The following is a 13,795-nucleotide window of genomic DNA, read 5'->3' as shown; positions in this document are numbered from 1 at the left end:
CTGAGATCGCCGAGAGTCCTTGAAGTCCGAGGCCAAGCATCGGCGTCGAAAGGCCTGATGGCACGGCAATGGGACGCAAGATCACCCTAGGGGTGACAGCAAGCGGCCCTGGCCGGGGGAATCCCCCTGACCAGGGCCGATGCAGTGGAGCGGGCGACGAGAATCGAACTCGCGTAATCAGTTTGGAAGATCGCTGCGCCCTGTCATGATCCGCCCGGATTGCCTGCTCAGCCCATGATCACCACTGCCCGATCATGACCGCTTGAGACCCCCGACGGCACGCCTTAATGGCACGCTCCTGGCACGCCCGCGCCCACCTCGCCGGCCCGCCGGCGCCCCGCCCACAGCGACCACCCTTCCCAGTGGCAAGCCGCGAAGCGGCGCGGCAGCCATGCCTGCTGGACCCGGGACTGGCTGAACGGGCGACACCTCAGGGGCGAAGCTCAGCACCTTGCAGGTGACGCTGGCTGTGTGCTGGCAGGCTCATACGTAGCCTCAACTGCCATGAAGAAGGGTCAGGCCGCGGCGATCGGCGCCGTAGGCCTTCTCTGGCTTGTGGCGTGTTGCGGCGGCCGTCTCTTTGGTGCCGATTCGAACTCGCAGGCCGAGAGCGTCGTCGCGGTGCCCGATCTGGTCGGCGACGCCATGAACACCGTGTCCGACCAGCTTGAGTCAGCCGGCCTTGAGGGGTCGGCCTCCGACGCCCACGGCAGTAGCGACTGGAGCGAAAAGTCTGTGGTGTTGCGGATCAAGCCTGCTGCCGGCACCAGAGTGGCGCGAGGCTCGACGGTCACCATCGTCGAAGCGTCCAAGGGCGAGATCGCGTTCTATTCCAAGCCGATGCCAGACCTCCGTGGCTCCATGTGGCTCGAAATCAACTCAGGGCCAGGAGCGCCGGTAGATGCATACATCTCGTACTCCTGGCGGGATGCGAGGGGCAGGGAGAAGCCGGGATCGATCGTCGCCCAGAAGCCGGCGCCGGGGAAACGGATGAAGTTCGGAATGCCCATCAAGCTGACGGTGGCCAACCTCGAATACCAGGACTCCGGAAGCGGCAGCGGCCCGTCTGTCCCAGACATCAACTGGCCTAACCCGTGCCGCCACTCGCGGTGGTGCTGAGGAGCAGAACAAGCTGCTTCGGATAGTTGGCCGGGCCGCCGGCCGATGCCGGCCGGAGGCCGCCAGCAGGCCGAGTGGCCCGGCCGCGCCGCGCTCGCGCGGCGCCTTGATCCAAAAGAGATCAATTCGGCAGTCTTTGATCGATACCGAAATTAGGTTTCTGTATCAGCCGATCAGACTTTGTCGCATATGGGAAATTTTGGGTCGATTCGAAGTAGGCGATCGTGGGACTCCTTCCGACCGAGGTCCCGCCTTGCCGTCGACGCTTTCCCGCTAGTCCGAGTCGTTGCCATGCGAGGAATTTCATGTTTACGTAATGGATGCTGAGCGTGGCTGCTGGAGTCGTCGGGCAGGAGGCGTGATGGAACCGATTGATGTCGCTTTTGAGCGTTTTAAAGCCATCGTCGCAGAGGTAAGTGGATACGCCGAAACCGTAATCACAGAGTCGGATACCCGGGTTAAAGTCATCGATCGAATCTTCGTTGAAGTGCTCGGCTGGGATCGCGGCGAGCTTCTTACTGAGGATCCGGCGATTACTGGTTTTGCCGACTATAACTTTCGGATTGATGGCCGCTCGCGCCTTATCGTAGAGGCAAAGAGGGATGGCCTGAAGTTTGATTTAGACGGGGCTAAGAATGCCACTCGCGGCTATAAGCTAAACGGACCAGTTTTTAAGCAGGCCACGCTGCGGGAGGGTATCGAACAAGCGATCCGCTACTGTGGCACGAAGAATGCTGAACTTGCTTGTCTCTCCAACGGTCGACAGTGGGTAATTTTCCGGGGTAACCGATTGGGCGACGGCAAAGATACCGTAGAGGGTATGGGATTCGCCTTTAAAGAGGTTGAAGAGGTGATTCAGAACTTCTCAGCCTTCTACGGCCTGTTGTCCCGTGATTCCGTTAAAACGCTCGAATACCGCCCTCGATTCCAGGAGGCTGAAGGTAAGCCTCTTCGTACAACTGCTGTATCTCGGTCTCTTAACCGCGCCGGTTCAGCACGTGTAGTGCCGGCATCGAGCTTGGCGGTCGACATGGATCGGATCATGGCCTCGTTCTTTCAAAGACTAACGGGCGATCAGGATCCAGACATGATCACATCGTGTTTCGTGGAAACCCGAGAGAGCGAAGCCGCGGACGCGAGATTGGCGCGAGTGTCGAGCGATCTTGTAGGTCGAATCCGTGAGATTGATACAACTGACTCAAGCTACTTGACTCAGCTTATCGATCGGGCGGCTCGGGCCAAAAGGAATGAATTCATTATCCTGGTAGGAACCAAAGGTGCCGGGAAGACGACCTTCATAACGCGCTTCTTTAATCACATTTTGAATAGAGATGTTTCTGAGCGTTGCGCCGTACTTCGAATCAATATGGGAGACTATTCTGCGGATCCCTCCAGTGTAATCGATTGGCTGCAGCGAAAGCTGGTCGAGGCTATCGAACGCTCTGTATTCGGCGACGGGTACCCGGAGTTCTCGGATTTGGAGGGGATGTTCTTTGATGAGTACAACCGCCTCCGGCGCGGCCCTTGGTCGACCCTTTACAACTCTGATAAGGAACGTTTTAAGATCGACTTTGGAAGGCGAATTGAAGACATCCGGGATCAGCGTCCGCATGAGTACATCGAAGGCTTGCTTCGTCATGTAATAGGTGTCAGGAACAAGCTTCCCGTTATGGTTTTCGATAATGCTGACCACTTCGCTATCGATTTCCAGGAATCCGTCTATCAGTATGCGAGATCCTTGCACGAGCGAAGCTTGTGTCTAATCATTCTTCCCATTACAGATCAGACCAGTTGGCAGATGTCTCGCCAAGGTGCGCTCCAGTCGTTTGAGCACGTTGACCTTTACCTTCCAACTCCTCCGATGGATAGAATTATTCAGAAGAGGATCGATTTTATTCAGAGTCGAATCGAACTAGAACGACAAAGATCAGAGGCCAAGTATTTCTTGGAAAGGGGAATTGCGTTCTCGCTTGGCGATCTGTCGGCCTTTACTCGCAGTCTGCAAGCAATATTTCTTCAGACTGATGATGTTTCTGAATGGATCGGTAACTTCGCAAACAACGATCTTCGGCGGGCGCTGGAGATAGCTCGTCTGTTCGTGACTTCGCCGCATCTAAAGGTAGATGACCTTCTTCGGGCATTCCTTGTTTCCTCTGGGCGCTCGCTTCCAAGGTGGCGTGCGGCAAAGGCCCTAGTCTGCCTGAAGTATGACAGCTATCCGGTGGGCCAGAATCCTTACGTCCAGAACGTATTCTTCCTTGGGGATTCTGTCGATGCTACGCCCCTTGTGTCTGTTCGAATTCTGCAGATGCTAGAGGATTTCGCCGACTCCAATCCGGATGATCACTTCGCGGACGTTGAAGACGTAATAGAATACTGCGAGTCGATGGGATTGGCTGGGACGTTCGCCTCAAGCTCTGTTGACGCACTTCTTCGCGCGGGCCTAGTTCTCAACTTCGACCCAACGGTAACTGACTTTTCCAGCGCCAGCAGGGTTGAGATATCTCTATCTGGCAGGCAGCATCTCAGTTGGAGTTTAGGTTACTTCGAATATGTCAACGCCATGGCCGACGTGACGCCGATCCGGAGCATGGCTGCATTCGATGGAATGCGCCAAGCTATACGAGGTGGTGTCTATGGGCGAGAATCGAAGGTAATCGCGTTCTCCGAGTATCTGATTTCTGAGGATTCACTGACGTGTAATCCTCCGGAGCACCCGTCCTATGAAGGGCAGCGACGGATCGTCATTAGCCTTCAGCGACTTATTGCCGAGCAGCGTCAGCGAATCGATGACGGAGCCTCGGATCAGGGCCATTTTTGATTTGGTTATATCGGCGATGGCTCGTCGCCGTGTTCCGCGTACGCTGGTACCCCGCGCTTTCTCGCTGTCACCGCTGTCCGGATGCGGCGTGACAGACGGGCAGGAACGTGGGCGTCCAGATCTCCGTCGGCGACGAATCGCCACTCGGTCAGTTCACCGTCGTGAAAATCGATCCGGTTACGTAGGTCCCTAGCTAGGACTCCGCCATCGAATATGAACAACATTTTGTCGCCCTCGGAGGGGGCAGGTGCCCAGTCGACTACGAGATGGATCCCGAGCGTGGCTGAAAGGCCAAGCTCTTCCCGGATCTCGCGAGCGCAGGCTGAACGCGGTGACTCTCCAGGCTCGACGTAGCCGCCAGGGATGTCCCATCCGTCCTTGTAGGCAGGCTTTACGAGAAGGACTCGCCCTGCCTCATCGAAGAAGAGGGCGCCAGCGGCGACGCGTGGGGTGGCCATCGGGGGCGTCTCTGGAGTCGTCACATCGAGCAGCGTAGGGCGAGTGGATCAGTCGAGCACGTGGAGACGGCGTGCCAGGCCGACAAGCTCGGAGGACGGCTTGCCGCGTTGCTGCCTGATCCAGGTGAGCACCAGCTGGCGACCGAGGTAGTGGTGCCGGACCTGTTCGGGAGCCATCTGCTCAGCATCGAGTAGGACCGACAGGGCTTCGTCCTGGCGGTTCCAGGCACCGTAGGCCCGGGACACCTCCAAGGCGTGACGGACTCGACGCTCCATCGGAAGGCCGGCGGTGTTGACCCGCGGTCCGAGGTCGATCGCGACCTGGACGTTCCCAAGTTCGCCGGCTGTGGCGACCCGGTGAATCGCGACGTTCGTCGGGCCGAAGGCAGTCCATAGGTGGTTGGCGTCCTGCCCCAATCTGCCGGCGGCCTCGTCGGCTGCGGTGAGGAACGTCCGCGCCCTGCCGGCATCGTTCGCCCTGGCGGCGGCAACCGATCCGCCCAGCAGCAATGTCCCGTAGACGGACAGCAGCTCCGGCCCGGCTTCGGTGAGGTACTGGTCCAAGTAGTCAGCGGCGTCGGTCGTGAGACGCACGGCGTCCTGGTAGCGGCCGGTAGACAGGAGCGCGTGGCTGACGGACCGGAACAGTGACCCGGTGATCGTCGGATCTCCCGCCGGCCGGACCACGGAGAGCCCGCGGTCGGCCGCGATCCACGCGAGGTCGGTCTCACCGAGCTTGGTCAGTTGCGTCGCGGCCAGTTGGTAGGAAAGGCCGAGCAGGCTCCGTGCCTCCTCCCGGTCGCGGCCTTCCAACTCGTCGGCGGCGGCTTGAGCCTGGTGGAGCAGATCGGGAAGTCGGCCGGTGACGAACCCGAACCGGGATGCCTGGTAGGCGTCCCAGAGCTTCCCGGTCTCCTTCCGGAGCTCGTCCAGGTTCGGGGGAACCGAGCCCTCGCCGCGGGCGCCGAGCGCCGTGATCGTCCGGTACTCCATGAGGGCGGTCCGGAGAGCCGGCACCGTCTCCATCCCGCTGTCCGTCGTCCACTCGACGAGAGACGGCTCGGCGAGCAGATCGCCGAGCGAGACGTCCAGGACATCCGCGAGCGACTTGATCACCGAGAGGCGGTCAAGCTCGATCCGGTTGTTCTCGATCTTCCCGAGCCAGTCCGCGGTACGGCCGATCAGGCCGGCGAGCACCTCCTGAGACAGGCCGCGCCTGCGGCGGTACCAGGCGACTCGCTCGCCAATCGTCAAGTTCGTGGTCATGCCGTGCATCCGCTGACCCTCCCCGTGTGGGGATCGGCGACCCCGGAATGATTTTCCGGGTTCTGGGGCGATTTCGGCCACAGCCTGTCTCCATGACCGTTCTTGGCCCTTCCGCCCCGGCCGCCGCCTGCCGCTCGTGCGCTGGCGTGGGTTGGAGGAAGTACACGACCCGCCGGACGGCTCTGCTGATGGTGGCGCAGACGTGCCGGGACGCGCGGGTGACCGCCCGGCGTTCCTGCAGGGATTGCGGTGGGCGCGGCCATCTGGTGGCGACGGCCTCGTGAGCCGGCACCGGGGCGGGTGCTGGCTCTTGTTCCCACCCGCCTCGGTGCCTTCCCAGACGGTGTGGGGGGAGGACCCGTGATTCCGCGGTCTGGTGACGTAGTGGTCGTCGACGGCAACGCGTCAGTGCAGTTCGCCGGTACGCGTTGGCTGCTGTTCCGAGTGATTTCTATCGACCGCAAGCCGACCTATGACGGCTGGGTCTGGCTCCAGGGCTACTCGGTGAACAGCGCGGGTGCCGCCATCGAGCGTCGGGAAATCTTCGTGCGCCACGCGGCGCTGCACTTCTACCGACCTCTATCTATTCGTTCGAACTCGGAAGGTGACACGTGAGCGTCTTCCTGTCCCGTGACGTCCGGGAGCAACTGAAGCTCGCCCAAGCCCAGCTCGATCGGCACGTCGCGTATAGCGCGGACGGTGCCTGCGCGGTGTGCGGCGAGGAAAATCCCTGCTCGCTCCGTCGGGTGGCGCTGCGGGTCTTCGGCCGGTACGGATGCCTCCCGCGCCGTTGGCCAGGTGCGTCGCGACCGGAACTGCTTGCTACGCCGAAGGCCTGGTCTGGCTGGTTGCAGGCGTCGACCGGTGCTGAGGATCCGACCTGCGCTCCATAGTCGGGTGGTGTGCCGATGGTGGCAGAATCCGCCTCGCCTCCGAGCGGCGCATCGAGTTCGTCAAGGTCGGCCGCCTGGTCCGCTTCGAGACCGGCGCGGTGGCCGCCTACATCGACTCGCACCGGGTCCGGCCGGTCAACCGTGCCGCATCCCCGGCTATGACCGAAACCACACTCCCGAGCGGCCGACCGCGACCGTGGTCCAGGGCTTTGTGCTCGCCGGCGCGATGCCGCCCCGGTTCCGGGCGCTGATCGTGACGGCGGCGTTGTCCGGGCTGCGCTGGGGCGAGTTGGCCGCGCTGCGACGCTCCGACCTGGACCTGAACGCGGGGACCGTGCGGGTGGCGCGCAAGCTCGCGGTCCTGAACGGGCGGGTGGAGTTCGGGCCACCGCAGTCCGCGGCCGGGGTACGCGTCGTGGCGCTGCCGGCCGCAGCCGTCAACGCGCTGACCGAGCATATGGCCGAGTTTGTTGGCGCGAACCCGGAATCGCTGGTGTTCACCGGTGCCAAGAGCCAGCTGCTGCGGTCGAGTTCTTTCGGCAGAGCCACGAGCTGGCACGAGACCGTCGCTGAGCTGGGCCTGGGTGACTTCCGCTTCCACGATCTGCGGCACCACCTGGGAGCTGATGCACCGGATGGGTCACGCGTCGATGCGGGCGGCACTGAATCCACCAGCACACGACGAGCGAGCAGGATCGCGAGATCGCCTCGGCCATGGATCGGCGCATCGCGAAGGCCGGCGAGAAGTCCAAGGGCAAGTAGAAGGGCAAGCGCCGGAAGGCCGAGACGAGCTAATGGCTCGCAAGATCATCCGGGCGGGTGAACGACGAAGGCCCTGGTCGGAGGAACAACCTCTGACCAGGGCCTTCGCAGTGGAGCGGGCGACGAGAATCGAACTCGCGTAATCAGTTTGGAAGACTGAGGCTCTACCATTGAGCTACGCCCGCGAGGCCCCGGAACTTCCCGGGTCTCGTGCACAGCTTACTGAATCATCTCCCGTCCGCGCGAACCGGATTCCCCAGCAGGTGACTCCAGCGCACACGCGGGTAAGCAGACCGCATACACTGGCCGACGCCACGGGGTGTGGCGCAGCTTGGTAGCGCACTCGCTTTGGGAGCGAGGGGCCGTGGGTTCAAATCCCGCCACCCCGACTGATCATCAACTACCCGCAGCAACAAGGAGTACGCCTGTGAAGAGCACCGTCGAGACACTGAGCCCGACTCGGGTGAAGCTCGCCATCGAGGTGCCGTTCGAGGAGCTCAAGCCGAGCCTGCAGAAGGCGTACCGGGAGATCGGCGCGCAGGTTCAGGTGCCGGGCTTCCGAAAGGGCAAGATCCCAGCGGCGGTCATCGACCAGCGTGTCGGCCGTGGAGCGGTTCTCAACGAGGCCGTCCAGGAGGCGATTCCGCAGCAGATCCTCGCCGCGGTCCAGGAGCACGACGTCAAGACCCTCGGTCGTCCCGAGGTGGAGATCACCGAGTTCTCCGACAACGCGCCGCTGAAGTTCACGGCCGAGGTCGACGTGCGCCCGGAGATCGCCATCCCGGATCTGTCGGGGATCACCGTCGAGGTGCCGGCCGTCGAGATCGGCGACAACGAGATCGACGAGCAGATCAACGGCCTGCGTGAGCGTTTCGCGACCCTGAAGACGGTGGAGCGCGCCGCTGCGGAGAACGACTACGTTCAGCTCGACCTGAACGCGACTGTCGACGGCGAAGAGGTTCCGGGCGGTTCGGCCACCAACATCTCCCACGAGGTCGGCAGCAAGCAGCTGCTCCCCGGTCTGGACGAGGTGCTGGTCGGTCTGTCCGCCGGTGAGGAGGCCACCTTCACCACGCAGCTCGTCGGTGGCGACTTCGCCGGCCGGGACGCCGAGGTCAAGGTTGCCGTCCGGACCGTCAAGGACAAGCAGCTGCCCGAGATCGACGACGAGTTCGCCCAGCTGGCGAGCGAGTTCGACACCCTCGAGGAGCTGCGCGGTGACCTGCGCGAGCGGCTCACCAAGGCCAAGAAGGTCGAGCAGATCTACGCCGCCCGTGACGAGGCTCTCAAGCAGCTCGTCGAGGCCGCCGGCATCCCGGCGCCCGAGGGTGTCGTGAAGGACGAGGTCGAGGGTCGCAAGCAGGCGATGACCGACCAGCTGGAGCGGATCGGCGCCACCCTGCAGGACTACCTGGCCTCCGAGGAGAAGACCGAGGAGCAGATCGACCAGGAGCTGACCGAGGCGGCCCAGGAGGGCGTCCGGATCCAGCTGCTGCTCGACACCATCGCCGACGCCGAGGACGTGCAGGTCACGGACGACGAGTTCGGTCACGAGATCGTGCACCGGGCGCAGCGCGCCCAGATGCAGCCGCAGCAGTACTACGACCAGCTGGTCCGCTCGGGTGCCGCGGCCGCCGTCTTCGGCGACGTGCGCCGGGGCAAGGCTCTCGCCTCGGTCATGGAGCAGGTCACGATGAAGGACAGCGAGGGCAACACGCTCTCCCTGGACGACCTCCGCGCCGCCAGCGAGGACGAGCACGCCGGTCACAACCACTGATCAAGGCAGGCTTCACCCGGCCACCGCGCACCCCTCACGGTGCGCGGTGGCCGCTGTCATTTCAGAGGTACGTACGTGGGCCGGTGCGCTGTCAGCGAACACCCGCCTGAGCGGGAAGCTGATGCGCAATCGACCAGTTAGGTTGGTCGTACGACGGACGACCTGCCGGCCGGAACCCGGCCGATACAGCAAGCTGTGAAGGGCTGCCATGACCGATCTCCACATCCCTGCCGGGCCGGTGTCGCGGCGCGGCGGCGACTCCCTGAGTGGCAACCTCGACGACTCGGTCTTCAACCGCCTGCTGCGTGAGCGGATCATCTTCCTCGGCAGTGAGGTGACCGATGCGGTCGCCAACCGTATCTGCGCGCAGCTCCTGCTGCTCTCCGCCGAGGACCCGGAGCGGGACATCCACCTGTGGATCAACTCGCCCGGCGGTTCTGTCTACTCGGGTATGGCCATCTACGACACGATGCAGTTCATCGACAACGACGTGTCCACCGTCGGGATGGGCATGGCCGCCTCGATGGGGCAGTTCCTGCTCTGCGCCGGCGCGGCGGGCAAGCGGTACGCCCTGCCGCACGCGCGCATCATGATGCACCAGCCGTCGGGCGGAATGGGCGGCACCGCCGCTGACATCGCCATCCAGGCCGAGCAGATGCTCTACACCAAGCGCATGTTCCAGGATCGGATTGCGTTCCACACCGGTCAGACCCCGGAGCAGATCGCCACCGACTTCGACCGGGACCGTTGGTTCACGGCCGCGGAGGCGAAAGATTATGGCTTCATCGACAAGGTGATCACCGGGGCCGTTCAGGTCCCGGACGGTGCCGGAACGCTGAACTGAGGAGCTGAACCATGACCGACCTTTCCCTGCCTCCCGGGTTCGCTCCGGTGCACAACCGCTACGTGCTGCCCTCGTTCACCGAGCGCACCTCGTATGGCATCAAGGAGTCGAACCCGTACAACAAGATGTTCGAGGACCGGATCATCTTCCTCGGCGTCCAGGTGGACGACGCGTCCGCCAACGACGTGATGGCCCAGCTGCTGACGCTGGAGAGCACCGACCCGGACCGCGACATCACGATGTACATCAACTCGCCCGGTGGCTCGTTCACCGCCATGACGGCGATCTACGACACCATGCAGTACGTGCGTCCCGACATCAGCACCGTCTGCCTCGGCCAGGCCGCCAGCGCGGCCGCTGTGCTGCTGGCGGCCGGCACGCCGGGCAAGCGGATGGCGCTGCCGCACTCGCGGATCATCATCCACCAGCCGGCCACCGAGGGTGGTTACGGCCAGGGCTCGGACATCGAGATCCAGGCCCGGGAGATCATGCGGATGCGGACCCAGCTCGAGGAGCTGCTGGCCCGTCACTCCGGCCAGACGGTCGAGAAGGTCCGCAAGGACATCGACCGCGACAAGATCATGACCGCGGACGAGACCAAGGAGTACGGCCTGGTCGACACGGTTCTGGTCAGCCGGAAGAAGAGCCTGCAGTCCGTCGGCGCCGGTAGCTGAGGCACTCGATGTCAGGGGCCGGACCGGTCGGACTAGACTGGCCGGTCCCTGACACGCCCGTTTTGGGGGGTCGGAGAACTGCCCCTTTGCGGGTAACGTCGAGCCAGCAGCCTCAGTTACGCGGGTCGGCAGACGATGAGATGGCAACGAGGCATTCCGTCCTCGGACACGGACCGGCCAGTGGTCAGTCGTTGAGCGCAAGGAGAACGTAGGTGGCACGGATCGGTGACGGTGGCGACCTACTCAAGTGCTCCTTCTGTGGGAAGTCACAGAAGCAGGTCAAGAAGCTCATCGCGGGCCCTGGGGTCTACATCTGCGACGAGTGCATCGATCTCTGTAATGAGATCATCGAGGAGGAGTTGGCCGAGACCGGCGAGGTGAAGTGGGAAGAGCTTCCCAAGCCGATGGAGATCTGCCAGTTCCTCGACAACTACGTCGTCGGCCAGGAGCAGGCCAAGAAGGCGCTCGCGGTTGCGGTCTACAACCACTACAAGCGGATCCAGGCCGAGTCGAACGGTGCTCCCGGTGGGGGCAGCGACGTCGAGGTGGCCAAGTCCAACATCATGCTCATCGGCCCCACGGGCTGCGGCAAGACGCACCTGGCGCAGACCCTGGCCCGGATGCTGAACGTGCCGTTCGCCATCGCGGACGCCACGGCGCTGACCGAGGCCGGCTACGTCGGCGAGGACGTCGAGAACATCCTGCTCAAGCTGATCCAGGCGGCGGATTACGACGTCAAGCGCGCCGAGCAGGGCATCATCTACATCGACGAGGTCGACAAGATCGCCCGCAAGAGCGAGAACCCGTCGATCACCCGGGATGTCTCCGGCGAGGGCGTCCAGCAGGCCCTGCTGAAGATCCTCGAGGGTACGGTGGCGAACGTTCCGCCCCAGGGCGGCCGTAAGCACCCGCATCAGGAGTTCATCCAGATCGACACGACGAACGTGCTGTTCATCGTGGGCGGCGCGTTCGCCGGCCTGGAGCGGATCATCGAGCAGCGCGTCGGTCAGAGCGGCGTCGGCTTCGGTGCCCGCCTGCGCTCGATCTCGGACCGGAACACGGACGACATCTTCAGCCGGGTGATGCCCGAGGACATGCTGAAGTTCGGCCTGATCCCCGAGTTCATCGGCCGTCTTCCGGTGATCACCACGGTCCGCAACCTGGACCGGGATGCGCTCATCAAGATCCTCACCGAGCCGCGGAACGCCTACGTGAAGCAGTACCAGCGTCTCTTCGAGCTCGACGGTGTCGAGCTGGAGTTCGACGAGGGTGCCCTGGAGGCGATCGCCGACCAGGCGATGCTGCGCGGCACGGGCGCTCGCGGTCTCCGGGCGATCATGGAAGAAGTCCTGCAGAACGTGATGTTCGAGGTGCCCAGCAACCCCGACGCCGCCCGCGTCGTGATCACTCGCGAGGTCGTCGTGGAGAACGTGATTCCCACGATCGTCCCGCGGGAGTTCGTGGGCCGGCGCCGGCACGCTCGTGAGGAGAAGTCGGCCTGAGCGGCTCCCGCGATCTGGCGGGCATTCTCGCCGGCATCGAACGCGGCGACCGGCACGTGCCGGTTCCGTGGCTCGAGGTCGTACCCCCACCGTCGCCCGACCGGGCGGCGGTGGTGTCGTTCCCGGGCCATGTCGTCGTCGCCGCCGACGTCGAGTTCGCCTGGGCCGAGAAACTTGCCGGCGAGGACTTCGCCGCGCCCACCGGCCCGCGCTTCCTGACCGCCCTGGAGGACCGCTTCGGCCTTCACGCCGGGGCGTTCGACGTCTCCCTGCTGGCGAGCCCACTCCCGGGCGATCCGCCGCTCTCGCTGACCCCGCTCGACGCGAGCGAGCACCCGCGGGCATTGCGTGCTCACCGCTACCGCCGGGATGTGCGCGTCTGGGAGTCCGAGCACGGCCTGCTCGTCGTCGGCCGGGGCCTGGCCGGGCGCTGGGAGGTGGCCTTCGAGGTCGATCCCGCCGCACAGGGCCGAGGTCACGGGCGTTTGCTGGCCACGGCAGCCCGGCATCTGATCCCGGAGGACCGGCCGATCTGGGCCCAGTGCGCCCCCGGCAACTCCGCGAGCCTGCGTGTCCTGCTGGCCGCCGGCTTCCAGCCCGTCGGCTCGGAAGTCCTTCTCATGCCCGGCACCGCCGGCTGGTAGCCACCGCGGTGGGCCCCTGCCCGGCCACCCCGACTCGCGCCGGTTTCTGCGTGGCCGCGCTTCGGACTCCGCCGGCTTTGCCCGGCCTAACCCTTGCCGGTCCCGGCCTGACCCCTCGCTGGGGCTCTGGCTTCACGTGCTCCGGCCGACGTCGGCGCGGACCCCACCGCTCCCTGGGGGGCGTGCCCAATGCCAGTGTGGCAAGAACCTTCATGATCGTGTGGACGGCCTGTGGACAACTCGCTGGTGTGGATAACGGCGCGGGGTGGGAAGTGGGCGTTGGGCTGGGTGCGGGACGGGGCTCACGCCGTACGCTCGAATTTATGCGTGTCGCCGTCTGCCAGTTGAACGCGCGGGATGACCGCGCCCACAATCTCTCCGTCGCGAGGTCTTTGCTCGAGCGCGCCGCCGCAGGCGGCGCCGAGCTCGCGGTCCTGCCGGAATACGTGGACTTCCTCGGTCGCGCGGCTGACGCGCCGAAGCCCGAGGGGGTCGACGGCGAGTTCGCCGCGTTCTTCTCCGCGGCGGCGCGTGAGCTCGGCATCTGGGTGCACGCCGGCTCGTTCCACGAGACCGGCCCGGAGGAGGGCCGGACCTTCAACACCACGCTGATCTTCCGGCCCGACGGATCGCTCTCGGCCCGCTATCGCAAGATCCATCTGTACGACGTGGAGATCGCCGGCCGTGTCTCGTACCAGGAGTCGCGCACCGTTGCTCCGGGGGACGAGACCGTGGTCACCGAGATCGGTGGTGTGTCGACCGGGCTGAGCATCTGTTACGACCTGCGGTTCCCGGAGCTGTACCGGCGGCTTGCGATCGCCGGGGCGAAGATCCTTGTGGTGCCGGCCGCGTTCATGCTGCACACCGGGCGGGACCACTGGGAGGTGCTGCTGCGCGCCCGCGCGATCGAGAACCAGTGCTTCGTCCTGGCCGCCGGGCAGATCGGTGATCACGATCCGGGGCGAACCTGCTTCGGGCGCAGCATGATCATCGACCCGTGGGGGACCGTGCTCGCGCAGGCGCCGGACACCGAGG

The 13,795-nt window shown here is 64.3% G+C and carries 12 protein-coding genes and 2 tRNA genes (1 of these 14 running past the window's edge); 11 read left to right on the top strand and 3 right to left on the bottom strand.

Annotated features, from left to right (window positions below; genetic code table 11):
• The first annotated feature begins 504 nt into the window (after positions 1–504).
• A complete protein-coding gene (locus ACSHV8_RS34765; RefSeq protein ID WP_436522797.1) occupies positions 505–1,119 on the top strand; it encodes a PASTA domain-containing protein in 615 nt (204 codons plus the stop codon).
• Between the two features lie 361 nt (positions 1,120–1,480).
• Positions 1,481–3,940: an AAA family ATPase gene (locus ACSHV8_RS34760; protein ID WP_436522795.1), complete on the top strand. Its 2,460-nt coding sequence runs from the start codon at positions 1,481–1,483 to the stop codon at positions 3,938–3,940.
• Between the two features lie 5 nt (positions 3,941–3,945).
• On the opposite strand, the gene ACSHV8_RS34755 is transcribed toward ACSHV8_RS34760, so the two are convergent.
• The gene (locus ACSHV8_RS34755) at positions 3,946–4,422 is read right to left on the bottom strand and encodes an NUDIX domain-containing protein (RefSeq protein ID WP_436522793.1); all 477 of its coding nucleotides are present in this window, start codon (positions 4,420–4,422) and stop codon (positions 3,946–3,948) included.
• Between the two features lie 24 nt (positions 4,423–4,446).
• Positions 4,447–5,664 (bottom strand): helix-turn-helix domain-containing protein, encoded by a 1,218-nt coding sequence (locus ACSHV8_RS34750; protein WP_436522791.1) that lies wholly within the window; start codon positions 5,662–5,664, stop codon positions 4,447–4,449.
• Positions 5,665–6,048: 384 nt separating this feature from the next.
• On the opposite strand from ACSHV8_RS34750, the gene ACSHV8_RS34745 reads away from it, so the two are divergent.
• Both ACSHV8_RS34745 and ACSHV8_RS34740 read left to right on the top strand, forming a co-directional pair.
• A complete protein-coding gene (locus ACSHV8_RS34745) occupies positions 6,049–6,279 on the top strand; it encodes a hypothetical protein (protein WP_436522789.1) in 231 nt (76 codons plus the stop codon).
• A 474-nt stretch (positions 6,280–6,753) separates the two neighbouring features.
• Entirely contained in the window at positions 6,754–7,380 is a 627-nt protein-coding gene (locus tag ACSHV8_RS34740) for a tyrosine-type recombinase/integrase (protein ID WP_436522787.1), read from the top strand.
• A 50-nt stretch (positions 7,381–7,430) separates the two neighbouring features.
• On the opposite strand, the gene ACSHV8_RS34735 is transcribed toward ACSHV8_RS34740, so the two are convergent.
• Positions 7,431–7,504, bottom strand: a tRNA-Gly gene (locus ACSHV8_RS34735).
• 130 nt (positions 7,505–7,634) lie between these two features.
• Here ACSHV8_RS34735 and ACSHV8_RS34730 point away from each other — a divergent pair.
• The 7 genes from ACSHV8_RS34730 to ACSHV8_RS34700 all read left to right on the top strand — a co-directional run.
• Positions 7,635–7,708: transfer RNA gene (locus ACSHV8_RS34730), tRNA-Pro, on the top strand.
• A 38-nt stretch (positions 7,709–7,746) separates the two neighbouring features.
• Positions 7,747–9,096 carry a trigger factor gene (tig, locus tag ACSHV8_RS34725; protein ID WP_436522785.1) on the top strand — a complete coding sequence of 450 codons (1,350 nt, stop codon included), beginning with the start codon at positions 7,747–7,749 and terminating at the stop codon, positions 9,094–9,096.
• A gap of 208 nt (positions 9,097–9,304) precedes the next feature.
• Positions 9,305–9,940, top strand: a complete 636-nt coding sequence (locus ACSHV8_RS34720; RefSeq protein ID WP_436522783.1) for a ClpP family protease — start codon at positions 9,305–9,307, stop codon at positions 9,938–9,940.
• Positions 9,941–9,951: 11 nt separating this feature from the next.
• Positions 9,952–10,614: an ATP-dependent Clp protease proteolytic subunit gene (locus tag ACSHV8_RS34715; RefSeq protein ID WP_436522781.1), complete on the top strand. Its 663-nt coding sequence runs from the start codon at positions 9,952–9,954 to the stop codon at positions 10,612–10,614.
• Between the two features lie 212 nt (positions 10,615–10,826).
• Positions 10,827–12,116 (top strand): ATP-dependent Clp protease ATP-binding subunit ClpX, encoded by a 1,290-nt coding sequence (gene clpX / locus ACSHV8_RS34710; protein WP_436522779.1) that lies wholly within the window; start codon positions 10,827–10,829, stop codon positions 12,114–12,116.
• 56 nt (positions 12,117–12,172) lie between these two features.
• Positions 12,173–12,760: a GNAT family N-acetyltransferase gene (locus tag ACSHV8_RS34705; protein ID WP_436522777.1), complete on the top strand. Its 588-nt coding sequence runs from the start codon at positions 12,173–12,175 to the stop codon at positions 12,758–12,760.
• 323 nt (positions 12,761–13,083) lie between these two features.
• A protein-coding gene (locus ACSHV8_RS34700) for a carbon-nitrogen hydrolase family protein (protein WP_436522775.1) crosses the window boundary here: on the top strand, positions 13,084–13,795 show its 5' portion. It continues 83 nt past the right edge of the window; 712 of the gene's 795 nt are visible here — the first part of the coding sequence; it begins with the start codon at positions 13,084–13,086; the stop codon falls past the right edge of the window.

This window comes from Actinoplanes sp. HUAS TT8 (assembly GCF_051380535.1).
Lineage (GTDB): Bacteria > Actinomycetota > Actinomycetes > Mycobacteriales > Micromonosporaceae > Actinoplanes.
The sequence above is the reverse complement of the archived record's forward strand: the minus strand, read 5'-3'. Positions and strand labels throughout refer to the sequence as shown.